The following is a 21,747-nucleotide window of genomic DNA, read 5'->3' on the forward strand; positions in this document are numbered from 1 at the left end:
GGTTTCGAAAAGTTCTAACACGACCAGCCTTCAATTCAATGGCACGCGTTTGCTTGCATCCAGGCAACTGCACCGTCAGTCCAGCGTGACACCGGCCTTTTGCACCACCTCGCTCCATTTGTCGAGTTCGCTCTTCACGAAGCCGGCCAGATAGGCTGGCTTGGCATCCGCGCCGCGCTCAAGGCCCTGGGCCGCAAAGGCTTTCTTCACATTCTCGGAATCCAGCGCTTTGGCATAGGCCTGATTGAGCAACTCCACCCGCTCTACCGGCATGCTCTTGGGGCCGACCACCCCGAAGAACACGCTCACGTCATAGCCAGCCAGACCCTGCTCGGCGATCGTGGGGATCAGGGGCATGGCACTGGAGCGTTTGGACGTGGCCACGCCCAGGGCCTTGACCTTGCCGGCCTTGATATAGGGCATGGCCGTGAGGATGTCGGTGAAAGTCATGTCCACCTGACCGGCCAGCAGGTCGTTGAGTGCCGGCCCCGTGCCCTTGTAGGGCACATGCTGCAGCTGGGTTCCGGCCAGGCCGTTGAACAGCACGCCCGCCAGATGGGATGAAGCGCCATTGCCCGAAGACGCGAAATTGAGCTTGCCGGGCTTGCTCTTGTCCAGCGCGATCAGCTCCTTGACGTTGCCAACGCCCAAATTCGGCCGAACTACCAGCACATTGGGCAGATAGCCAACGTAGATGATGGGCGTGAAGCTGGTGCGCGGGTCATAGCTGATGGACTTGTACAGCGGCTTGTTGATGGCCAGCGGACCCGAAGTACCGAACATCAGCGTATAGCCGTCAGGCTTGGCACGTGCCACGAAGTCCGCTCCGATATTGCCGCCGGCGCCGGCCTTGTTCTCCACGATCACGCTCTGGCCCAGCTCCTTGGTCAGCTCGGTCGCCAGAATGCGGGCCATGGCGTCGGTCGGGCCGCCAGGTGGAAACGGCACGATGAACGTGATGGGGCGTGTCGGGTATTTCTCCTGGGCAAGTGCGGGCAGCGCTGCCGACAGGGCGGCGGATGCCATCAGGCCCAGCGCTGCGCGTCTGGCTTTATGCATGTCTGTCTCCTTGGAAGGGTGTTGCCGATGAATCAGCCAGATCACTGGGGGGTGCCGCCGGCAACGGCCTTGAACTGCTCCATGCGCGTCTTCTCGCGTGCGTAGGCGCTCCTGGCGTACTGCTCGAACTCTTGCGGGCTGCGGTAGTTCAGCGGCTGATTGAGTTGTTCGAGGATCTTGCGCCCCTGCGCCGACTCCAGAGCTGCCTTGAAGGCGTCATGAATGATGCGCAACCGCGCCGGCGCCAGGCCGGCAGGGGCGGCAATCCCATAGGGCGACTCGATCACCGCGTCCACGCCCAGCTCTGTCAAAGTGGGCACCTGGGGGAACTGCGGAACACGGCTGGACGTGAACATGGCCAGGTAGCGCAATCGGCCCGACTGGACATGCTGGGAGGCTACGCCGGAGAGCACGCCCGCATCGATGTGACCGCCCAACAGGTCGCTGGCCTGCTCCGAGTCTCCCTTGTAGGGCACGCGATTGAGCTGCAGGCCCGTGGACTGCACCAGCTCGCTGAGCACGATGCTGGGCGTTTGCACCGGGCCGGCCGCACCGACGGAGATCCGGCCGGGACGCCTGCTCGCATCTTCGGCAAACTCCTTCCAGCTCTTCCACGGCGCTTCCCGACGCACAGCCAGCCCGAAGGTGTAGTCGGTCATGCCGATCACATAGCTCAGCTTCAAGGGGTCGAAGCTCACCCGGTTCAGATACGGTTCGCGATAGACGCTGGCAGGCAGCACGGCCAGGGTGTAGCCATCGGGCTGCGCCCGCGCCAGCTCCACCGCGCCAAACGTGCCGTTGGCGCCTGGCTTGTTCTCTATGACCACCGGTTGCCCCAGCAGCTGCGAGGCTTGCTGTGCCACCACCCGCAAATGCGCGTCCGTCGGTCCACCGGCGCCATAAGGCACCACCAGGCGTATCGGCCGAGCCGGATAGGAGTCGCCCTGAGCCTGCGCGGCAAAATGGGCTGCCGCCAGCAGTGCTGCTGCCGAGGCTGCGACCAGCAGCCTTCGGCGCTCTCTTGTGTGATTGCGCATATTTGTCTCCTTGCAGAAATAATCCGAGAGCCGATAGCGCCTTTTTCACGAAGCGCTTCAGCCGTTTCTTCTACTTATTTCAAGGCTGCCGGCAATCACTCCTGCCACTGCACCGGCACGGCAGCCGCATCGTCCAGCGGATCACGCGGCAGCACACGGTGCAGCAGCACCAGTTGCGACAGGCGCAGGCGCTCGTTTGATCCGGTCTGTGCGGCTTCCCAGGCCATGGCGATGGCCGTGGTGCAGTTGTAGAGAGCTGTGGCGGCCTGGCGGGCCAGTACTTCGCCGCCGTCCTGAGCGGCCCTACCGGCCAGGGTGCTGGCGCGGGCCAACGCCTCTTCCAGCGCCTGTCGGTAGGCGGGCACCAGGCGGGCGTGGTCGAGCAAGCCATGCAGATACTGCTGCAGCACAGGCAACGAACCTTCGCGCTTGATGGCGCGGATCACGTCCAGCGCCACAATATTGCTTGTACCTTCCCAGATAGAGCCCAGGTGGGCATCGCGCACCAGACGCGGATCGCTCCACTCCTCGATATAGCCGCAGCCGCCGCGCACTTCCATCGCATCGCCAGTGACCTTGCGTGCATCGCGGCAGGCGCGGAACTTGATCAGCGGCGTCAGGATGCGCAGCAGCGCATAGGCATCCGGCTGGCCCGCGTCGGAGCGCATCAGCGTCTGCGCGGTCTGGAACACCATGGTGCGCGCCTGCTCGGCGGGCACGCGCAGCTTGTCGAGCTGGCGCTGCATCAGCGGCATCTGCTCCAGGCGCTTGCCAAAGGCAATGCGTTCATGGGCGATGAATTCGGCCTCCGCCACAGCGCGGCGCATCATGCCGGCGGAGCGCACACCGTTGGACAAACGCGAGTTGTTGACCATGTCGGCCATCTGCACAAAGCCCCGGCCCTGCTCGCCCACGAGATAGGCCACGGCCCCGTCCATGCGGATCTCGCCGCTGGCCATGGACTTGGTGCCCAGCTTGTCCTTGAGACGGATGATGCGGTAGCGGTTGGTGCTGCCATCGTCCAGGGAACGCGGCAGCAGAAACAGCGAGATGCCCTTCATGCCCGGCGCCCCGCCCTCCACACGGGCCAGCACCATGGCGAACTCGGCATCGGGGTTGGAGCAGAACCACTTGTCGCCGGTGAGAAGCCAGGAGCCGTCTGCCTGCGGGGCGGCCATAGTCAGCGTGTTGGCGATGTCCGAGCCTGCGGCCTGCTCGGTCATGAACATCGCGCCCTGGGCCTGGCTTTCCCAATCCAGCGAGAGCAGCTGAGGCAAATACTTGTCCACCAGCTCGGGGGTACCGTACTTCTTGAGCGTGCGCGTCAGCGAATCGGTCATGGACAGCGGGCAGCACAGACCGAACTCGGACTGCACGAACAGAAAGGTCAGTGCGTACTTGACGATGGGCGGCATCTTGCCGCTCCAGCCCAGCATGTCGTCGCGGTGCGAGATGGCCTGCAGGCCGAACTCCCCGTAGGCGATGCGCTCGAGCTCTTCATAGGCTGGATGCTTGATGATGCGCTGGCTGTCCTGGCCGGCGCGGCTGCGGTGCTCGAGCGCAGGCGGATTCCTGTCGGCAATGCCGGCCAGCTCGTCGATGCGCCCACCGGCAAGCTCACCCATGCGCTGCAGATAGGGCTGCAGATGGGCCAGCAGATCGGCTGGCAGATAAAGCGCCAGCAGCGACTGCAACTCAGGATCGGTGGCGTAGAAATTGGCTCCGTGGCGATCAGGCACGGGATGAGCTGCAGTGCGGACAGCCTGTGCCAAGGCATGCATCTGACTCTTATCGTTGGCGGACATGAACGTCTCCTGCTGAATTCGAATATCCCTTGAGGAGCTGAGCGCCCTCTCATTGGAGAGAGGTCGACAACCTCGCTACAGGGCTTGCCTTGCTTACCGTCTCTGGTTTGGGCCGTGACGGATTCAGGCGATATGTACCGCACTCAAAACCGGCAATGGAGGCAAGGACTGCCACGAATTTCAGCACCCTCATATATTCACGTCAAATATTATTAAAATCTTTCTCAATACTTTTTAAATATCAGAACATCATGGAACTGAGGCTGCTGAACTACTTCGTCACCCTCGCTGAAGAGCTTCATTTCAGCCGCGCGGCCCAGCGGCTGTCGATCTCCCAGCCTCCGCTGTCCGTAGCCATCAAGCAGCTGGAGCAGGAACTGCAGGCCCAGTTGTTCGAGCGCAGCAGCAAGGGCGTGCGGCTGACTGCGGCCGGTGAACATTTGCTGGACAAGGCGCGCCAGCTATTGGCGCTGAGTCAGCAGGCCGCACAGGAAACGCGCGACGTGGCCCAGGGCACGCGCGGCCATCTGCGCCTGGGCTTCGTGGGATCGAGCCTGTACCGCGGCTTGCCACAGGCGCTGGAGCGGTTCCAGCACGACCACCCCCTGGTGCGCGTGGACATGCTTGAGGCCAACAGCGCAGAGCAAATCCTGGACCTGCAGCAACTGCGGCTGGACATGGCCCTGGTCCACTCCATACAGCCGCCTGAAGGAATTGCCAGCCGGCTGCTGATGGAAGAGCCTTTCGTGGTCTGCCTGCCCGACCGCCACCCGCTGCACGCCAGCTCCGCCATCGATCTGGCCGAACTCAAAAACGAGCGTCTGATCCTGTTCTCCAGCCTGGTCTCGCCCACCTATCACCAGCGCATCTACGAGATGTGCCTGGCCCATGGCTTTGCACCCGAAGTTCGCCACGAGGTACGGCACTGGCTGTCGGTGATCTCGCTGGTGTCGCTGGGTCAGGGCGTGGCACTGGTGCCCCAGGCGCTGACGCGCGTGGGCATGCCGCGCCTGGTGTTTCGCCCGCTCAAAGGCTCACACCCATCTTCAGAAATGCTGGCCATGTGGCGTCGTACGCCGGCCAATCCGCTGGTGCAGGCATTGCTGGCCTGCCTGCAGCAGGCGGTGACGGAACTATGACGCCAAGTCAGGACTGATCATCGCTGAGCGGCAGGTCTGCCCGGATCGACTTCAACACTTCACTGCCGAATTCTTCGACATGGCATCGGCTGCCCACCAGGAACCCTTGCCTGAATGGAAACAGGAGGCAAGGAAGATCTACACCGCAGCAAAAGCAGCGCGAGCTGGCCCAGGCCTTTGACGAGCTCGGTCACGAAGTGGCCTGCCACGGCCTGAAGTGGATTCACTACCAGAACGTGCCCGAGGAGATCGAGCGCGCCCACATGCAGCAATGCGTGAACATCTTTGAAGAGCTGTACGGCGCGGACGGCGACCACGGCCTGGGCTGGTACACCGGCCGGATTACAGCGCTGCAGCGCTTCCTCGGCCACATCCAGAAGCGCGACAACGTGTGGGTGTGCCGCCGTATTGATTTGGCTCGTCACCGGGCCGAGCGTTTCCCCTGCAATGAGCCAGTCTCGCCCTGACTGCAGATTCCGGGAACCCCAGGAGATTGAGGAAGGCGAGCAGGGCACTCGATTTGTCGAGGCATCATCGCAGCCCGTTGCAACCAGTGCGGCCCTGAAGACTGGAGCGCGCATCCCTGCCCTGTGGGCAGGGGCATCTGCCGGGGACTCGCCAAGTACGCCAAGTGCGCCAAGTGCCGTCCCTGCTTTATCGCTGATCGGTCCATGCTGCCCAAAAGTGCTTGGTGCTATCCATCCCTTGCGAGGAATCGGACGAACCCGATCAGCCTCGATACGCACTGAGCAATGCGAATGCATCTGCTTACAGCCCGCATCCAGAGCACGTGCGCGCGGGAATTGATAGACGCCTTTGATTCTCGAAGCCGGTCGCGGGATACTTCAGGCTTCGAAAACTCACCGAGAACAACAAATATGCAAGGCCATCCCGAAGTCGTCGACTACCTCAAGGACCTGCTTCGCGGCGAGCTCGCGGCGCGCGACCAGTATTTCGCCCACTCGCGCATCTATGAAGACCAGGGTTTTGCCAAGCTCTTCACGCGCCTGGACCACGAGATGCAGGAAGAAACCCAGCACGCCGACGCACTGCTGCGCCGCATTCTGATGCTGGGCGGCCGCCCCGACATGCGCCCCAAGGAGTTCACGCCCGGCGAGACCGTGCCCGAGATGTTGCGCAAGGACCTGGACACCGAATACGAAGTCCGTGCCGGTCTGCAGCAAGGCGTGGCGCTGTGCGAGCAGCACCGCGACTATGTGAGCCGCGACATCCTGCTGGCCCAGTTGCACGATACCGAGGAAGACCACGCCTACTGGCTGGAAAAGCAGCTGGGACTGATCGACAAGGTCGGACTGCAGAACTATCTGCAAAGCCAGACCTGAGCCCCAGCAGCGCAGCTGCGGAGAAATACAAAGGCCGTCCTTGAAGGACGGCCTTTTTCATGGACTCGAGACGAGCTCGGAAACCATAGTCACCACCAATGACGGCGGGACGGCCTTCTGCCGGATTGTCGATCTTGCAAGGCTCGCCCGGACCCATCTTCTGGAACGAGGCTCCAACAACATTCACGCCGTTGTGGCATCCCATCGACTCGTTGACAAACGGCAAGCCAGAGCCCCGGGCAGCTCGGCCATCACCGGATGTCATCCGGGACTGGCGCTCCTCGTCTCCAACCAGGCACAAGCTGCGGCTGCCGGCAGGACCTGGCAATGCCGATGCATATGTCGGACAGGCCCCTGCACCCGGGCCTGCCCTGCACGCCCCATCCTCAGCGAATTGCCGCTGCGGGCGTGACCTGCACCTTCATGCTGCGCACGATGGCCGCCAGCACCACGCCATAGGCGGGAACAAACAGCAGCAGGCTCACGCCCAGCTTGATGACATAGTCGACCATGGCGATTTCCACCCAGTTGGCCGCCATGAAGGCATCGGAGCTATTCCAGAAGGCGATCGAGAAAAAGGCCGCGGTATCCAGCACCTGGCCGAACACCGACGCAGCCGCCGGAGCCAGCCACCAGGAATGGCTTTTCTGGCGGATACGGTCAAAGACCTGAATGTCCAGCAACTGGCCCAGCACATAGGCGGCAAAGCTGGCCAGTGCGATACGGAACACAAAGCCGTTGAAGCTTTGCAGCGCTTCCCAGCCGTTGAAGCGGCCTTCATGGAACAGCACGCCCACCACATAGGACACCACGAGCGCGGGGAGCATGGCACGCATGATGACGCGTCGCGCCGCTGTCTTGCCGATCAGGCGCACGGTCAGATCGGTGGCCAGAAAGATGAACGGAAAGCTGAAGGCGCCCCAGGTGCTGTGAAAGCCCAGCAGCGTAATGGGCAGCTGCACCAGGTAGTTGCTGGCGATGACCAGGGCGATATGGAACGCCACGAGTACGGAGAGGTAAAACGGCACGCGCGACGCTTGCGTCTGCACGGCATGAGCGGATGTCATGACAGTCCTTTTTGGTTGATGGGGGCGAGGGAACCCATGGTTGCGAAGAGTGCGCCAGCGCGGCGCAACCGTGAATTTTAAGCGGTACGGAATTATCTCTGCCTCCCCCGGCCCGCTTATCCGCCCGGGCGCATGGCGGATATAACAAAAAGCATAGCTTGTAGCGCCTGCCAACCCATGTTTTCAGCAATAAATCAGCCTGCTTTCAATGAATGGCAAGCGCTAGCCGCTATCCTTTTTTTCATCACTCAAAGCGCGAGCTGCGCCTCCTGCCGGCCCGCATGGCGCGTGGCACGCAGCCCTGCCCACTGCAGATCGGCCAGCACCAGCACCACGACGGCCTGCACCGCCACCCAGGCCAGACCCCAGGCACTGAGCGCCAGCCCGGAGGCAAACACCAATACCGCACAGCCCATTGCCCAGCCCAGATTGCCAAGAGCCACCAGACCGATCAGCGTGCGCGGCAAGGGCTCGCGACGCGCCATCCAGGCGGCGGCCGATGCATAGGCCAGCAGGAAGAGACCTGTTCCCATCAGCAGGAAGGCTGGCAGACCTGTCAGATCTGCCAGCGTCTGCGTGACAACCAGTTGCAGCGCGCCCGTGGCGGCGCAGGAGGCCGCATCGGCCCACATCACATGGCGCAGAAACCGGGGAGAAGCAAAAATGGACATGGAAAACTCCTGTTCAATGACGAAGGTCTTGCGGCCGGCCCTGTGCCGGCTGCTGGGGTCCATGATTGCCATCCGCGCGCACAGCGTCGATAACCTCGCAGGTCATGGCCGCATGTGCGGCCTGCCACTACGATGCGGCCATGACCTCCAGCACCGCCCCCTCTTCTTTTCATGCCGCTCATCAGTCGCCGGGTGCACGCGCGCCGTTTGGCGAACACCTGCGCCACTGGCGCCAGCACCGCCGGCTGAGCCAGCAAGGACTGGCACTGGAGGCCGAGATCTCGACACGCCACCTGAGCTATGTGGAAACAGGCCGCGCCCAGCCCAGCCGCGAGATGGTGCTGCGCCTGGCCGAACGCCTGTCGGTGCCGCTGCGCGAGCGCAATGCACTGCTGGTGGCTGCGGGCTTTGCCCCCATGTACCAGGCCCGCCCGCTGGACCACCCCGATCTGGCGGCCGCGCGCCAGGCAGTAGAGCTGGTGCTCAAGGGGCACGAGCCCAACCCGGCCCTGGCCGTGGACAGGCACTGGAGCCTGGTGGCCGCCAATGCCGTCGTGCCTCTGCTGCTGGACGGCGTCGCGCCCTGGCTGCTGGAGCCTCCCGTGAATGTGCTGCGCCTGAGCCTGCACCCCGAGGGACTGGGCCCACGCCTGGCCAACTCCGCGCAGTGGCGTGCCCATCTGCTGCACCGCCTGCAGCAGCAGATCGCCGCCACGGCAGACAGCGAGTTGCAGACGCTTCATGACGAGATCGCAGCCTACCCGTTCGCCGAGGACAAGGACTCCCCGCCGCCCAGCCCCATCGCCGTCCCCTTCGAATTGCACACCGATCTGGGCACACTGAGCTTCATCAGCACCATCACCATCTTCGGCACGCCCGTGGACGTGACACTGCAGGAGCTGGCCGTCGAATCCTTCTTCCCGGCGAATGCCGAGACCCAGGCGGCGCTGCTGCGGCTGCAGCAGGGCCACCGAGCCACCTGAAAAGCAAAAGCCCGCAGGACTTGCATCCTGCGGGCTTTTTCAGCAAGGCCATTGAAGGCCTTGATTCCTGGTGCCTAGACGCTTAGATCTTGGCGGCCACTTCAGCGTACTCGGCGATTTCGTTGAAGTTCATGTAGCGGTAGACGGAGGCCTTGTCGGCATCGATCACGCCCATTTCCTTCAGGTACTCTTCCTTGGAAGGCAGGTAACCCAGACGCGAAGCGATGGCTGCCAGCTCGGCCGAGCCCAGATACACGTTGGTGTTCTTGCCCAGACGGTTGGGGAAGTTACGAGTGGAAGTCGAGATGACAGTCGCACCTTCACGCACTTGAGCCTGGTTACCCATGCACAGCGAGCAGCCGGGCATTTCGGTACGGGCACCGGCAGTACCGAAGGCAGAGTAGTGACCTTCCTTGATCAGCTCGTCCTGGTCCATCTTGGTGGGAGGAGCCACCCACAGTTTGACGGGGATGTCGCGCTGGCCGCCCAGCAGCTTGGCTGCGGCGCGGAAGTGACCGATATTGGTCATGCAGGAGCCGATGAAGGCTTCGTCGATCTTGGCACCGGCCACGTCAGACAGGGTCTTGGCGTCATCGGGGTCGTTGGGGCAGCAGACGATGGGTTCCTTGATGTCGCTCATGTCGATCTCGATGACATGGGCGTACTCGGCGTTGGCGTCGGCTTCCAGCAGATCGGGCTTGGCCAGCCAGGCTTCGACCTTCTCGATACGGCGCTGCAGCGTCTTGGCGTCGGCGTAACCGTCGGCGATCATGTTCTTCATCAGAACGACGTTCGAGGTCAGGTATTCCTTGACGGGCTCGGGGTTCAGCTTGATCGTGCAACCGGCAGCGGAACGTTCAGCGGACGCGTCGGACAACTCGAACGCTTGCTCGACCTTCAGGTTGGGCAGGCCTTCGATCTCCAGGATGCGACCCGAGAATTCGTTGATCTTGCCGGCCTTGGCCACGGTCAGCAGACCGGCCTTGATGGCGTACAGAGGAATCGCGTGCACCAGATCGCGCAGGGTCACGCCGGGCTGCATTTCACCCTTGAAGCGCACCAGGATCGATTCGGGCATGTCCAGAGGCATCACGCCGGTAGCGGCGCCAAAGGCCACCAGACCGGAGCCAGCAGGGAAGGAGATACCAATAGGGAAGCGGGTGTGCGAGTCGCCGCCGGTACCGACGGTATCGGGCAGCAGCAGGCGGTTGAGCCAGCTGTGGATCACACCGTCGCCAGGACGCAGGGCCACGCCGCCGCGGTTGCTGATGAAGTTAGGCAGTTCGCGGTGAGTCTTCACGTCCACGGGCTTGGGGTAAGCCGCTGTGTGGCAGAAGGACTGCATCACCATGTCGGCGGAGAAGCCCAGGCAAGCCAGGTCCTTCAGTTCGTCACGGGTCATGGGGCCGGTGGTGTCTTGCGAGCCAACGGTGGTCATGCGGGGTTCGCAGTAAGTACCGGGGCGCACGCCCTGGCCTTCTGGCAGACCCACGGCACGGCCAACCATCTTCTGAGCCAGCGTAAAGCCAGCGTTGGAAGCGGCAGGAGCCTGGGGCAGACGGAATTCGTTGGATGCGGGCAGACCCAGGGCTTCGCGAGCCTTGGCTGTCAGCGAGCGGCCGATGATCAGGTTGATACGGCCACCGGCTTGCACTTCATCCAGCAACACATCGGACTTCAGTTGGAAGTCAGCGATCTTGGCGCCGTTCTTTTCGATCTTGCCAGCGTAGGGATAGACGTCGATCACGTCGCCCATTTCCAGCTTGGAGACATCGACTTCGATGGGCAGAGCGCCGGAGTCTTCTTGCGTGTTGAAGAAGATGGGAGCGATCTTGCCGCCCAGGGTCACACCACCAAAGCGCTTGTTAGGCACAAAGGGGATGTCCATGCCGGTAGCCCAGATGATGGAGTTGGTGGCGGACTTGCGCGACGACCCGGTGCCCACCACGTCACCCACGTAGGCAACCAGATGGCCCTTCTTCTTCAGGTCTTCGATGAACTGCATGGGGCCGCGCTTGCCGTCTTCTTCGGGCTTGAACGCCGCGTCGGGACGCGTGTTCTTGAGCATGGCCAGGTAGTGCAGGGGAATGTCGGGACGGCTCCAGGCGTCGGGAGCGGGCGACAGGTCGTCGGTGTTGGTTTCGCCAGGCACCTTGAAGACGGTGACGGTGATCTTTTCCTCGACCTTGGGACGCGAAGTGAACCACTCGGCGTCGGCCCAGCTTTGCATCACTTCCTTGGCCTTGGCATTGCCGGCCTTGGCCTTGTCGGCCACGTCGTTGAAGAAGTCGAACATCAGCAATGTCTTCTTCAGCGCGTCGGCAGCCACACCAGCCACTTCGGCATCGTCCAGCAGCTCGATCAGGGGGTGCACGTTGTAGCCACCCACCATGGTGCCCAGCAGCTCGGTGGCCTTGGCCTTGGAGATGAGACCCACCTTCAGGTCGCCGTGAGCCACGGCAGCCAGGAAGGAAGCCTTGACCTTGGCTGCATCATCCACACCGGGCGGCACGCGATGAGTCAGCAGATCCATCAGGAATGCGTCTTCACCGGCGGGTGGGTTCTTGATCAGCTCGATCAGGTCTGCGACCTGCTTGGCATCCAGAGGCAGCGGGGGGATGCCCAGTGCGGCGCGTTCTGCCACATGGTCACGGTAGGCTTTCAACATGGGTTCTCTCCAATGGTTTTTTGAAAAAGGCTGCGCGTGGAGCGCGAATTACAGGGCTGGCGCATGTGCGATACGCCAGCCCTCAGCCTTGCCAGACTTATTTGCTGTCCAGCAGGCTGGGAGGTGGGTTCTTGCGGATGGCTTCGGCCACTTGCTGCTGCTCGGGGCTCATGCACTCATCCGCCAGACGCTGGCCGGCCTTCTGGTTCATCAGCATGGACTTGTTGGCGATCTGCAGCCACACTGCACCGGCCGCCTTGTCTTCCAGGCGCACCGTGCCCGTGGAAGTCTTGACCGGAGACATGTGGTACTTGAAGCCACGACCGTCCACGATGAAGTAGCCGGGGTTGGCAGCGTCGGCGTTCACGTTCACATAGGCGCCCAGCTCGCAGGCAATGCGGCCCTTGTGCACGCGTTCGGCCACGGCCAGCTCTTCCGTGCCCAGGGGGGAGGAAGCCGGGCCGGCCGCCACGGCGGCAGCAGCACCCGCGCCACCTGCAGCTACGGCAGCGGCAGCCTTGCCCTTCTTGGACGCAGTGGTTGCTTTCTTGGCAACGGGAGCCTTCTTGGCGGCGGCAGCCTTGGCCTTGGGAGCGGTTTGTGCCACGGCAGAGTGGCTGATTGCGACCAGGGGAGCGGCAATCATCAAAGTGGCGATCAGGGTCTTCATAGGAATTAGCTCCTGCAGACTTGTTATGAGTTCAACGGATTGAGGCCGGGGCAAACCAGGGTTGAACTTCAACCGGCAAGACCTGCCCCGTCTGGTGAGCGCGCTCCAGCAACTGCCAAAAATAGCGGTAGCTCGCGCGGTCGTGTAGTACACCACCAAAACTGATGGGCGCCCAATTCTGCACCGCGGCAGAGGTAAGTATTTGTGCTGCCTGTAGAACTTCGTCTTCTGCTGGCGCAAATGCACGCAGAATCGGGCGAATCTGGTCAGGATGAATGCTCCACATGCGTGTGTAGCCAAGCTCACGCGAGGCTTTTTGCGCGCAAGCCCCCAAAGCTTCAGGATTCTTGAATTCCGTGACCACGCAGTGCGAAGGCACCTTGCCGTGGGCATGGCAGGCTGCCGCGATCTCCAGCTTGGCGCGAACGACCAGCGGATGCTCGAACTGGCCCTGCGCCGTCATGGCGGACGCGGGGATGGCGCCTCCATGGGCCGAGACAAAGTCCATCAGCCCAAAGGAGATGCTCTGCACGGCCGGATGTGCGGCGATGTCGAAGGCCTGCTGCACGGCAGCAGGAGACTCAATCAAGACATGTAGCGGCACACGCTTGTCTGTCGCGCGTTGCAGGGCTGCTTCGGCCTTGATGACGTCATCCACCGACTCCACCTTGGGAATCATGATGTGGCAGAGCTTGTCTGCAGCGCCGCCGGCAATGATGTCCATGTCTGCCTGGAAATGCGCATGCTCAACCGCATGCACCCGGGCCGCCACGCGCGCGCCTTGAGCCGCTTTGCTCGCCAGCTCGACGACCAGACGAGCGTGCTCGGCCTCCTGGCCGACAGGAGCGCCATCCTCGCAGTCCAGCGTCACATCGAACACGCAGGTGCCGAACTCCTGCATCATCTCGGCCTGCAACTGCAGGCTTTTGCGCATGCGCGCTTCCACGCCGCTGTAGTGATCGCAGACGGGCAGACGCTGAGCGCCACCCTGGGCATCAAGCAGCACGGTGGCGGGGTGAACCAGTTCTTTCGTCATGACTTGCGCTGAGCCACCATGAAAAGTCGGGGGAAAGCCAGCAGACGCTTGCCGTCGGCTCGCTCCGGATAAGCCGCATCAATGCGGCTTTGATACTCGCTCAGGTACTCGGCTTGCAGCTCATGGGGCAAACCTTCCACGAAAGGCTTGAGGCCCGTGCTGCTGAGCCACTGCACGATCGCTGCGGCCGAGTCCATGGGATGCTGGTAGATGGTGTGCCACACATCCACGCTCGCGGCCTCATTCATGGGAGCAGCCGGCTGGGGCGCCCCCAGCAGGTCGTAATACACCCCTATGGGCAAAATCTCGGTACGCACCTTGCTCGCGTCCCCGATGTGCGCCACAAACCGGGGCAGCTGCGCGACTTCGCGCATGTTTCGGTGCGAGGGTTCCTGACGGTTGTCAGGCATCTGTACGGCCAGCACGCCACCGGGCGCCAGCAGCGAAAACAGACGGGGAATCAGGCTCTCATGCTCGCCCACCCACTGGATGGAGGCATTCGCATAGATCAAATCAGGTGCTGGCTCACCTTCAGCAGGTGCCCAGGAGGCAATATCACCGGCCTCGAACCTGGCCTGCGGCAACTGCCTGCGCGCAGTCTCCAGCATGGCTTCGGAATTGTCGACACCGAGCACATCGGCGCCGGGAAAACGCTCCACCAGAAGTTCGGTGGAGTTACCCGGCCCGCAGCCCAGATCCACGATGCGGAGGCTGCGAGCGGGTGAATGCAAGCTGGAAGGTACTCTTGCCAGCAGTTCTGCCGCAGGGCGCGTGCGCTCATTGGCAAAGCGCAGATACAGCGCAGGGTTCCAGTCTTGCATAGGTTTTGCGCTGATTACAGCAGGTGCTTGACGCCGTCTTGCTCGCCTTGCAGCTCAGCCAGAGTCTTGTTGATGCATTCTTGCGAGAAGGCATCGATTTCCAGACCTTCGACGATCTTGTATTCGCCGTCAGCCGTGGTGGTCACGGGGAAGCCGAACACGATACCGGCGGGGATGCCGTACTCGCCGTTGGAAGGCACGCCCATGGTGACCCATTCGCCGTTGGAGCCCAGGGCCCAGTCACGCATGTGGTCGATGGCAGCGTTGGCAGCCGAAGCAGCCGACGACAGGCCGCGAGCAGCGATGATGGCGGCGCCGCGCTTGCCCACGGTGGGCAGGAACACGTTGGCATTCCATTCCTGGTCGTTGATGGCTTCCTTCACGGACTTGCCGTCCACGGTGGCGAAGCGATAGTCGGCGTACATGGTGGGCGAGTGGTTGCCCCACACGGTCAGCTTCCTGATGTCGCCAACCTTGAAGCCGCCCTTGGCAGCCAGCTGGGAAGCAGCGCGGTTGTGGTCCAGGCGCAGCATGGCGGTGAAGTTCTTGGCGGGCAGATCGGGAGCCGACTTCATGGCGATGTAGGCGTTGGTGTTGGCGGGGTTGCCCACAACCAGAACCTTGACATTGCGCGAAGCCACAGCGTTCAGAGCCTTGCCCTGGGCGGTGAAGATCTGGGCGTTGGCAGCCAGCAGGTCAGCACGTTCCATGCCGGGGCCACGAGGACGGGCGCCCACCAGCAAAGCGTAGTCGGTGTCCTTGAAGGCGGTCATGGGGTCGGCGTGGGCTTCGATGCCGGCCAGCAGAGGGAAGGCACAGTCTTCCAGCTCCATGATCACGCCCTTCAGAGCGTTTTGAGCCTTTTCGTCGGGGATTTCCAGCAGTTGCAGAATAACGGGCTGATCTTTACCCAGCATTTCGCCGGAGGCGATGCGGAACAACAGGGCGTAACCGATTTGGCCAGCTGCGCCGGTAACGGCGACACGGACGGGCTTCTTGCTCATGGTGAAACTCCAAGATTGGAAAAAAGTGAGATGTTATGGGCGCCAGGCGGCACCAGCGTAACCACCAGTAGCGCAAGCTCCGCAAACATGCGGCAAGTGTACTGCTGAAATCAAAGCCCGGTCAATTTGTCTTATGTCTTATATAAGATATGATCTTCACTTAGCGACCAGAGTCAAATCGACTGTTTTTTGTGCATCGCATCGCGGAGGCGATACCTTCAAAACCAACTATGCCCAGCCCCCACAACACAGCCCCGGACAACAACGCCAGCCATAGCGGTGGTGCCGGCGTCTCCACCCCAGCCTTCAGCCCTCTGTACCAGCAGATCAAGGGCCTGATCCTGCAAAGCCTGGAAGCTGGCGAATGGCGCCCCGGAGAACTGATCCCCAGTGAAATGGAGCTGGCAGCCCGCTTCAAGGTCAGCCAGGGCACGGTGCGCAAGGCAATCGATGAACTGGCCGCCGAAAATCTGGTCATGCGCCGTCAGGGCAAGGGCACGTTTGTGGCCACTCACGCCGCCCAGCAGGTGCAGTACCGCTTTCTGAATCTGCGCCCCGATGCCGGCGACCTGCAGGGCGAAGGCCGCGCAGAGCGCCACATTCTGGAGTGCCGCCGCCTGCGCGCGCCTGCCGAAGTGGCCCGAGCCCTGGCCCTGCGCACCGGCGACGCCGTGATGCATGTGCGCCGCACCCTTTCATTTTCGGCAATCCCGACTATTTTGGAAGACATCTGGCTGCCTGGCAACGCCTTCAAGGGGCTGACGGCCGAGCAGATGTCCAGCTACCAGGGCCCCACTTACGCCATGTTCGAGCTCGACTATGGCGTGCGCATGGTGCGGGCTGACGAGAAGATTCGCGCCGTTCTGCCGGATGCCGAGCAAGCCCAGTTGCTGAACATTCCCAGCACCACGCCGCTGCTCAGCGTGGAGCGAACTGCTTACACATACAACGATGTTCCCATGGAGTTACGACGCGGTCTGTACCGCACCGACACCCATCATTACCGCAATGCATTGAACTGAATCCCCCCGTAAAAGCGTTGATTGCAACAGAGCCCAATCATCTGTTATGCAAATTCGGCTAACGGATTCTGCTGCATTGCAATAGAATTTTGTGTCGCTTCGCACTAGCGATTACAACGCAGTTACATCCACGAAAGTACCCTGCCATGACAGAGCAAAAAGCAAAACAGCGGCCAGAGTTCCGCAATATCAACTTCTTCTCGGACCTACCGACCTACCGCCTGCCCCTGGCAGGCATCGTGTCCATCCTGCACCGCGTCAGCGGCCTGCTGATGGCGATCCTGCTGCCGTTCATCATCTGGATGTTCGACCACTCGATCTCGTCGGAAATTTCGTTTGATTCCTTCACGTCGGTATTCGCAGGTCCCTTCGGCTGGTTTGCCAAGCTCGTCTGCCTGGCACTGATCTGGGCCTATCTGCACCACTTCTGCGCAGGTGTCCGCCATCTGGTGATGGACGTGAACCACCACGCCGTGAACAAGCAGACCGGCAAGTCCACTGCCGCAGTCGTGCTGTGCATCAGCGTTGCCCTGACCGTGGTGCTTGGCGCCAAGCTGTTCGGCCTGTACTGATCAGCGTCCAGTCAATAACACCTCACGATAAGGAAACAACCATGTCCGTGAATTACGGCTCCAAGCGTACTGTTGTCGGTGCGCACTATGGCACCCGCGACTTTCTGGCTCAACGCTCTACTGCCGTCCTGATGGCTCTGTACACCGTTGTGCTGCTGGTGCGCTTTCTGACGGTCGGCGGCCCCGTGGGCTACGAGCAGTGGGCCGGCATTTTTGCTCCCCAGTGGATGAAGTTTCTGACCCTGGCCCTCTTCGTGGCTCTGGGCTGGCATGCCTGGATCGGCGTGCGTGACATCTGGATGGACTACGTCAAGCCTGTGGGCCTGCGCCTTGCACTGCAAGTGGTCACCATTGTCTGGCTGGTCGGCTGCATCGGCTGGGGCATCCAGGTTCTGTGGCGTCTCTGATTGAGACACAGTCTCCACGATTGAAGGTTAAGAATGAGCTACTCCAAAGCAAATATCACCAAGCGCAAGTTTGACGTCGTGATCGTCGGTGCCGGCGGCTCCGGCCTGCGCGCTGCGCTGGAACTGTCGCGCGCCGGTCTGTCCGTCGCCTCGCTGTCCAAGGTTTTCCCCACTCGCTCGCACACTGTGGCTGCTCAAGGCGGCGTGTCCGCTTCGCTGGGCAACATGAGCGAAGACAACTGGCACTATCACTTCTACGACACCATCAAGGGCTCCGACTGGCTGGGCGACCAGGACGCCATCGAGTTCATGTGCCGTGAAGCGCCGAACGTCGTGATCGAGCTCGAGCACTTCGGCATGCCTTTCGACCGCAATGCCGACGGCACCATCTACCAGCGTCCCTTCGGCGGCCACACCGCCAACTACGGCGAAAAGCCCGTGCAACGCGCCTGCGCCGCTGCTGACCGTACCGGTCACGCCATGCTGCACACGCTATACCAGCAAAACGTCAAGTCCAAGACCAACTTCTTCGTGGAGTGGATGGCGCTGGACCTGATCCGCAACACCCAGGGCGACGTGGTCGGCGTGACCGCTCTTGAACTGGAAACCGGCGACCTGTACGAACTGCACGCCAAGGCCGTGCTGATGGCAACCGGCGGTGCTGGCCGCATCTTCCAGGCTTCGACCAACGCCTTCATCAACACCGGTGACGGCCTGGGCATGGCTGCCCGCGCTGGCATTCCTCTGCAGGACATGGAGTTCTGGCAGTTCCACCCCACCGGCGTGGCCGGCGCGGGCGTGCTGCTGACCGAAGGCTGCCGCGGTGAAGGCGCCATTTTGCTCAACAGCGAAGGCGAGCGCTTCATGGAGCGTTACGCTCCCACCCTGAAGGATCTGGCACCACGTGACTTCGTGTCGCGTTCGATGGACCAGGAAATCAAGGAAGGTCGCGGCTGCGGTCCCAACAAGGACTACATCCTGATGAAGCTGGACCACCTGGGTGCCGACACCATCCGCAAGCGTCTGCCTTCCGTGGAAGAAATCGGCCACAACTTCGCCAACGTGGACATCACCAAGGAACCCATCCCCGTGGTTCCCACCATCCACTACCAGATGGGCGGCATCCCCACCAACATCAACGGCCAGGTCGTTGTCTGGGACGGTCAGCAAAACAATGTGGTCAACGGCCTCTATGCCGTGGGCGAATGCTCCTGCGTGTCCGTGCACGGCGCCAACCGCCTGGGCACCAACTCGCTGCTGGACCTGCTGGTCTTCGGCAAGTCTGCCGGCAAGCACATCGTGGAATTCGTCAACGGCTTTGGCGCGCACCATGAAGTGCCCGCCGACGGCGCTGACCGCACCCTGGCTCGTCTGAACCAGCTGCAGGACTCCAAGGAAGGCACTTACGCCCAGGAAATCGCTGGCGAAATCCGCACTTCCATGCAGACGCATGCCGGCGTGTTCCGCACCCAGAAGAGCATGGACGAAGGCGTCGAGAAGATCAACGCCATCCGCGAACGCGTGGGCTCCGTGACCCTGAAGGACAAGTCCATGGTGTGGAATACCGCACGCATGGAAGCCCTGGAAGTGGACAACCTGATCGAAGTGGCACAAGCCACCATGACCTCGGCCGCAGCCCGCAAGGAATGCCGTGGCGCACACACCGTGTACGACTACGAGCACCCTGCCGACCACGCCGAATTCCCGCTGGGCCGCAACGACAAGGAATGGCTCAAGCACACCCTGTGGGACAGCGCCACCAACAGCCTGTCCTACAAGCCTGTGAACCTCAAGCCCCTGACCGTTGCCAGCGTTCCTCCCAAGGTCCGCACGTTCTAATCCAGCAGCCCACGAGAGAAGATCAAAATGAAGCGCACATTCAAAATCTACCGCTACGATCCGGACAAAGACGCCAAGCCCTACATGCAAACCGTGCAAGTGGAGCTGGACGGTCACGAGCGCATGCTGCTGGACGCCCTGGTCAAGCTCAAGGAGATGGATCCCTCCATCGCCTTCCGTCGCTCCTGCCGTGAAGGCGTGTGCGGCTCCGACGCCATGAACATCAACGGCAAGAACGGCCTGGCCTGCCTGACGAACATGAACACCCTCAAGGGCGACATCGTTCTCAAGCCCCTGCCCGGCCTGCCTGTGATCCGCGACCTGATCGTGGACATGACCCAGTTCTTCAAGCAGTACCACTCGATCAAGCCCTACCTGCAAAGCGATGTCTACGCCTCGCCCAGCAAGGAGCGCCTGCAGTCGCCCGAAGAGCGCGAAGAGCTCAACGGCCTGTACGAGTGCATTCTGTGCGCCAGCTGCTCCACCAGCTGCCCCTCGTTCTGGTGGAACCCCGACAAGTTCGTGGGCCCGGCCGGTCTGCTGCAGGCTTACCGCTTCATCGCGGACAGCCGCGACACAGCCACGGGCGAGCGCCTTGACAATCTGGAAGATCCTTACCGCCTCTTCCGCTGCCACACCATCATGAACTGCGTGGACGTGTGCCCCAAGCACCTGAACCCCACTGCAGCCATTGGCAAGATCAAGGAGCTGATGGTTCGTCGAACCGTCTGATGCTGATGACGAATACTCTGCTCGACGAACGTGAGCGCGACCTGCTGAGGTGGCGCAGCCGCCGTGGTCTGGTTGAGAACGATCTGTTCATCGAGCAGTTCTTCGCCACCTACGGAAGCCAGCTCACGCGGAGACACGCGACTGGCCTGTCTGCCTTGATGGATCTGGCAGACAACGACCTGATGGATCTTTTCTTGCGTCGCAAGGAACCTGAAGGACAACTCGATACCCAAGAAGTCAGGGAAGTGCTGGAGATGGTGCGCAAGCGTCAGCCCGGTAACTGTCCCCAGTAGGCTAGGCAAACTAGAGAAGGAAGTTTGGAAATGAAACTCGCTGACAACAAAGCAACGCTGTCTTTCAGCAATGGCGCTCCCAGTGTGGAAATGCCGGTGTACCAGGGCAATATCGGCCCGGATGTGATCGACATCCGCAAGCTCTATGCCCAGACTGGCATGTTCACGTATGACCCGGGCTTCCTCTCTACCGCCGCCTGCCAATCCGCCATCACCTACATCGATGGCGACAAGGGCGAGCTGCTGTACCGCGGCTACCCCATCGAACAACTGGCCAAGAACTGCAACTTCCTGGAAACCTGCTACCTGCTGCTGTACGGGGAGCTGCCCAACGAGAAGGAAAAGGCCGACTTCGAAGAGCTGGTGACCAAGCACACCATGGTCAACGAGCAGATGCAGTTCTTCCTGCGCGGCTTCCGTCGTGACGCTCACCCCATGGCCGTGCTGACCGGTCTGGTGGGCGGCATGTCGGCCTTCTACCACGACAGCACCGACATCACCAACCCAGAGCACCGCAACATTGCAGCGATCCGCCTGATCGCCAAGATGCCGACTCTGGTTGCCATGGCATACAAGTACGGTATGGGCCAGCCCTACATGTACCCCAAGAACGACCTGTCGTATGCCGGCAACTTCATGCGCATGATGTTCGGCAACCCCTGCGAAGAGTACAAGGTCAACCCCGTGGTTGAGCGCGCTCTGGACCGCATCTTCATCCTGCACGCCGACCACGAGCAAAATGCCTCGACCTCCACCGTGCGTCTGTGCGGCTCGTCCGGCACCAACCCCTTTGCCGCCATCTCCGCTGGCGTGGCCTGCCTGTGGGGCCCCGCCCACGGCGGCGCCAACGAAGCCTGCCTGAACATGCTCGAAGGCATCCAGGCCAACGGCGGCATCGAGAAGGTCGGCGAGTTCATGGAACAGGTCAAGGACAAGACCAGCGGCGTGAAGCTGATGGGCTTTGGCCACCGCGTCTACAAGAACTACGACCCCCGCGCCAAGCTGATGCAGGAAACCTGCAACGAAATCCTGGCCGAGCTGGGTCTGGAAAACGATCCCCTGTTCGCCCTGGCCAAGAAGCTGGAAAAGATTGCCCTGGAAGACGACTACTTCGTCCAGCGCAAGCTCTACCCCAACGTGGACTTCTACTCCGGCATCGTGCAGCGCGCCATCGGCATCCCCGTCAACCTGTTCACCGGCATCTTCGCTCTGGCCCGCACCGTGGGCTGGATCGCTCAGCTCAACGAACAGATGGCCGACCCCGAGTACAAGATCGGTCGTCCCCGCCAGCTGTTCACCGGCTCCGTGTCGCGCGACGTCAAGCCTATCGCTCAGCGTTGATCGGCACGCCCAGGCCCGGATTTCCGGGTCTCAGGGTGGCACAAAGCCCGCAGACTGCAAAGTCCGCGGGCTTTTTTGCGTGAGCTTGCAATCTCGGCATTTGACAAAAAAAGCATAGCTTCTTGCGCATTACCCATAACGATTTCAGATTGAAATCACCATGAAATCCTTTTATAGCATGCGCTATCCGCTATAAAAATTCATTAACCGGTGCGAGTCAGAAATTCCGGGCAAACCC

Annotated in this window: 20 protein-coding genes and 1 pseudogene; 11 read left to right on the top strand and 10 right to left on the bottom strand. The window is 61.7% G+C overall.

All coding sequences use genetic code 11. From position 1 onward, the window contains the following. Nucleotides 1–75 precede the first annotated feature (75 nt). The 3 genes from P353_RS27010 to P353_RS27020 all read right to left on the bottom strand — a co-directional run bounded on the left by P353_RS27010 (nt 76) and on the right by P353_RS27020 (nt 3,901). Nucleotides 76–1,059 carry a Bug family tripartite tricarboxylate transporter substrate binding protein gene (locus tag P353_RS27010; protein WP_034376622.1) on the bottom strand — a complete coding sequence of 328 codons (984 nt, stop codon included), beginning with the start codon at nt 1,057–1,059 and terminating at the stop codon, nt 76–78. Nucleotides 1,060–1,100: 41 nt separating this feature from the next. After that, the gene (locus tag P353_RS27015; RefSeq protein ID WP_034376503.1) at nt 1,101–2,096 is read right to left on the bottom strand and encodes a tripartite tricarboxylate transporter substrate binding protein; all 996 of its coding nucleotides are present in this window, start codon (nt 2,094–2,096) and stop codon (nt 1,101–1,103) included. Nucleotides 2,097–2,191: 95 nt separating this feature from the next. Continuing rightward, nucleotides 2,192–3,901 (bottom strand): acyl-CoA dehydrogenase family protein, encoded by a 1,710-nt coding sequence (locus tag P353_RS27020; RefSeq protein WP_034376505.1) that lies wholly within the window; start codon nt 3,899–3,901, stop codon nt 2,192–2,194. A gap of 251 nt (nt 3,902–4,152) precedes the next feature. Between P353_RS27020 and P353_RS27025 the strand changes: the two genes are divergently transcribed. The 3 genes and pseudogenes from P353_RS27025 (at nt 4,153) to bfr (ending at nt 6,383) form a co-directional block, all read left to right on the top strand. Then, nucleotides 4,153–5,040: a LysR family transcriptional regulator gene (locus P353_RS27025; RefSeq protein ID WP_034376507.1), complete on the top strand. Its 888-nt coding sequence runs from the start codon at nt 4,153–4,155 to the stop codon at nt 5,038–5,040. 131 nt (nt 5,041–5,171) lie between these two features. Continuing rightward, a pseudogene (locus P353_RS27030) lies at nt 5,172–5,507 on the top strand (hypothetical protein); the annotation flags it as partial. 411 nt (nt 5,508–5,918) lie between these two features. Continuing rightward, nucleotides 5,919–6,383: a bacterioferritin gene (gene bfr, locus P353_RS27035; RefSeq protein WP_034376513.1), complete on the top strand. Its 465-nt coding sequence runs from the start codon at nt 5,919–5,921 to the stop codon at nt 6,381–6,383. A gap of 386 nt (nt 6,384–6,769) precedes the next feature. Here the strand turns inward: bfr and P353_RS27040 are convergent, their stop codons facing one another. Together P353_RS27040 and P353_RS27045 are read right to left on the bottom strand one after the other, a co-directional pair. Continuing rightward, a complete protein-coding gene (locus tag P353_RS27040; protein WP_034376515.1) occupies nt 6,770–7,450 on the bottom strand; it encodes a 7-cyano-7-deazaguanine/7-aminomethyl-7-deazaguanine transporter in 681 nt (226 codons plus the stop codon). A gap of 248 nt (nt 7,451–7,698) precedes the next feature. Then, the gene (locus P353_RS27045) at nt 7,699–8,121 is read right to left on the bottom strand and encodes a hypothetical protein (RefSeq protein ID WP_034376624.1); all 423 of its coding nucleotides are present in this window, start codon (nt 8,119–8,121) and stop codon (nt 7,699–7,701) included. A gap of 140 nt (nt 8,122–8,261) precedes the next feature. Between P353_RS27045 and P353_RS27050 the strand changes: the two genes are divergently transcribed. Continuing rightward, a complete protein-coding gene (locus P353_RS27050; protein WP_034376627.1) occupies nt 8,262–9,104 on the top strand; it encodes a helix-turn-helix domain-containing protein in 843 nt (280 codons plus the stop codon). A gap of 82 nt (nt 9,105–9,186) precedes the next feature. On the opposite strand, the gene acnB is transcribed toward P353_RS27050, so the two are convergent. The 5 genes from acnB to P353_RS27075 all read right to left on the bottom strand — a co-directional run bounded on the left by acnB (nt 9,187) and on the right by P353_RS27075 (nt 15,303). Then, a complete protein-coding gene (gene acnB, locus P353_RS27055) occupies nt 9,187–11,772 on the bottom strand; it encodes a bifunctional aconitate hydratase 2/2-methylisocitrate dehydratase (RefSeq protein WP_034376518.1) in 2,586 nt (861 codons plus the stop codon). Nucleotides 11,773–11,869: 97 nt separating this feature from the next. After that, nucleotides 11,870–12,442 (bottom strand): hypothetical protein, encoded by a 573-nt coding sequence (locus P353_RS27060; protein ID WP_034376520.1) that lies wholly within the window; start codon nt 12,440–12,442, stop codon nt 11,870–11,872. 31 nt (nt 12,443–12,473) lie between these two features. Next, the gene (locus P353_RS27065) at nt 12,474–13,478 is read right to left on the bottom strand and encodes an HpcH/HpaI aldolase/citrate lyase family protein (RefSeq protein WP_034376523.1); all 1,005 of its coding nucleotides are present in this window, start codon (nt 13,476–13,478) and stop codon (nt 12,474–12,476) included. Beyond that, nucleotides 13,475–14,299: a trans-aconitate 2-methyltransferase gene (gene tam, locus P353_RS27070; protein ID WP_034376526.1), complete on the bottom strand. Its 825-nt coding sequence runs from the start codon at nt 14,297–14,299 to the stop codon at nt 13,475–13,477. The genes P353_RS27065 and tam overlap by 4 nt, the downstream gene beginning before the upstream one ends. 14 nt (nt 14,300–14,313) lie before the next feature. Further along, nucleotides 14,314–15,303 (bottom strand): malate dehydrogenase, encoded by a 990-nt coding sequence (locus P353_RS27075; protein WP_003053219.1) that lies wholly within the window; start codon nt 15,301–15,303, stop codon nt 14,314–14,316. Between the two features lie 230 nt (nt 15,304–15,533). Between P353_RS27075 and P353_RS27080 the strand changes: the two genes are divergently transcribed. The 7 genes from P353_RS27080 to P353_RS27110 all read left to right on the top strand — a co-directional run bounded on the left by P353_RS27080 (nt 15,534) and on the right by P353_RS27110 (nt 21,509). After that, on the top strand, nt 15,534–16,325 hold the full coding sequence (locus P353_RS27080) for a GntR family transcriptional regulator (RefSeq protein WP_034376529.1): 792 nt from the start codon (nt 15,534–15,536) through the stop codon (nt 16,323–16,325). A gap of 146 nt (nt 16,326–16,471) precedes the next feature. Continuing rightward, nucleotides 16,472–16,897, top strand: a complete 426-nt coding sequence (gene sdhC, locus P353_RS27085) for a succinate dehydrogenase, cytochrome b556 subunit (RefSeq protein WP_003053216.1) — start codon at nt 16,472–16,474, stop codon at nt 16,895–16,897. Between the two features lie 41 nt (nt 16,898–16,938). After that, a complete protein-coding gene (gene sdhD, locus P353_RS27090; RefSeq protein WP_003063575.1) occupies nt 16,939–17,304 on the top strand; it encodes a succinate dehydrogenase, hydrophobic membrane anchor protein in 366 nt (121 codons plus the stop codon). Nucleotides 17,305–17,337: 33 nt separating this feature from the next. Further along, nucleotides 17,338–19,143 carry a succinate dehydrogenase flavoprotein subunit gene (gene sdhA / locus P353_RS27095; protein WP_034376530.1) on the top strand — a complete coding sequence of 602 codons (1,806 nt, stop codon included), beginning with the start codon at nt 17,338–17,340 and terminating at the stop codon, nt 19,141–19,143. A gap of 27 nt (nt 19,144–19,170) precedes the next feature. Beyond that, nucleotides 19,171–19,875 carry a succinate dehydrogenase iron-sulfur subunit gene (locus P353_RS27100; RefSeq protein ID WP_034376531.1) on the top strand — a complete coding sequence of 235 codons (705 nt, stop codon included), beginning with the start codon at nt 19,171–19,173 and terminating at the stop codon, nt 19,873–19,875. After that, the gene (locus P353_RS27105; RefSeq protein WP_003053208.1) at nt 19,875–20,168 is read left to right on the top strand and encodes a succinate dehydrogenase assembly factor 2; all 294 of its coding nucleotides are present in this window, start codon (nt 19,875–19,877) and stop codon (nt 20,166–20,168) included. Before P353_RS27100 ends, P353_RS27105 begins: the two co-directional genes overlap by 1 nt. 30 nt (nt 20,169–20,198) lie before the next feature. Beyond that, nucleotides 20,199–21,509 (top strand): citrate synthase, encoded by a 1,311-nt coding sequence (locus P353_RS27110; RefSeq protein ID WP_003053203.1) that lies wholly within the window; start codon nt 20,199–20,201, stop codon nt 21,507–21,509. The last annotated feature ends 238 nt before the right edge of the window (nt 21,510–21,747 follow it).

Origin of the sequence: Comamonas testosteroni, assembly GCF_000761245.1 — a bacterium.
GTDB classification, from domain to species: Bacteria; Pseudomonadota; Gammaproteobacteria; order Burkholderiales; family Burkholderiaceae_C; genus Comamonas; species Comamonas testosteroni_C.

What these genes read in the sequence shown, in the direction of transcription:
- sdhA (WP_034376530.1), top strand. Translation starts at nt 17,338, where the DNA reads ATGAGCTACTCCAAAGCAAATATCACCAAGCGCAAGTTTGACGTCGTG.
- P353_RS27045 (WP_034376624.1), bottom strand. Translation starts at nt 8,121, where the DNA reads ATGTCCATTTTTGCTTCTCCCCGGTTTCTGCGCCATGTGATGTGGGCC.
- P353_RS27110 (WP_003053203.1), top strand. Translation starts at nt 20,199, where the DNA reads ATGAAACTCGCTGACAACAAAGCAACGCTGTCTTTCAGCAATGGCGCT.
- sdhD (WP_003063575.1), top strand. Translation starts at nt 16,939, where the DNA reads ATGTCCGTGAATTACGGCTCCAAGCGTACTGTTGTCGGTGCGCACTAT.
- tam (WP_034376526.1), bottom strand. Translation starts at nt 14,299, where the DNA reads ATGCAAGACTGGAACCCTGCGCTGTATCTGCGCTTTGCCAATGAGCGC.
- P353_RS27080 (WP_034376529.1), top strand. Translation starts at nt 15,534, where the DNA reads ATGCCCAGCCCCCACAACACAGCCCCGGACAACAACGCCAGCCATAGC.
- P353_RS27020 (WP_034376505.1), bottom strand. Translation starts at nt 3,901, where the DNA reads ATGTCCGCCAACGATAAGAGTCAGATGCATGCCTTGGCACAGGCTGTC.
- acnB (WP_034376518.1), bottom strand. Translation starts at nt 11,772, where the DNA reads ATGTTGAAAGCCTACCGTGACCATGTGGCAGAACGCGCCGCACTGGGC.
- P353_RS27050 (WP_034376627.1), top strand. Translation starts at nt 8,262, where the DNA reads ATGACCTCCAGCACCGCCCCCTCTTCTTTTCATGCCGCTCATCAGTCG.
- P353_RS27015 (WP_034376503.1), bottom strand. Translation starts at nt 2,096, where the DNA reads ATGCGCAATCACACAAGAGAGCGCCGAAGGCTGCTGGTCGCAGCCTCG.
- P353_RS27025 (WP_034376507.1), top strand. Translation starts at nt 4,153, where the DNA reads ATGGAACTGAGGCTGCTGAACTACTTCGTCACCCTCGCTGAAGAGCTT.
- P353_RS27060 (WP_034376520.1), bottom strand. Translation starts at nt 12,442, where the DNA reads ATGAAGACCCTGATCGCCACTTTGATGATTGCCGCTCCCCTGGTCGCA.
- P353_RS27065 (WP_034376523.1), bottom strand. Translation starts at nt 13,478, where the DNA reads ATGACGAAAGAACTGGTTCACCCCGCCACCGTGCTGCTTGATGCCCAG.
- P353_RS27040 (WP_034376515.1), bottom strand. Translation starts at nt 7,450, where the DNA reads ATGACATCCGCTCATGCCGTGCAGACGCAAGCGTCGCGCGTGCCGTTT.
- bfr (WP_034376513.1), top strand. Translation starts at nt 5,919, where the DNA reads ATGCAAGGCCATCCCGAAGTCGTCGACTACCTCAAGGACCTGCTTCGC.
- P353_RS27105 (WP_003053208.1), top strand. Translation starts at nt 19,875, where the DNA reads ATGCTGATGACGAATACTCTGCTCGACGAACGTGAGCGCGACCTGCTG.
- sdhC (WP_003053216.1), top strand. Translation starts at nt 16,472, where the DNA reads ATGACAGAGCAAAAAGCAAAACAGCGGCCAGAGTTCCGCAATATCAAC.
- P353_RS27075 (WP_003053219.1), bottom strand. Translation starts at nt 15,303, where the DNA reads ATGAGCAAGAAGCCCGTCCGTGTCGCCGTTACCGGCGCAGCTGGCCAA.
- P353_RS27100 (WP_034376531.1), top strand. Translation starts at nt 19,171, where the DNA reads ATGAAGCGCACATTCAAAATCTACCGCTACGATCCGGACAAAGACGCC.
- P353_RS27010 (WP_034376622.1), bottom strand. Translation starts at nt 1,059, where the DNA reads ATGCATAAAGCCAGACGCGCAGCGCTGGGCCTGATGGCATCCGCCGCC.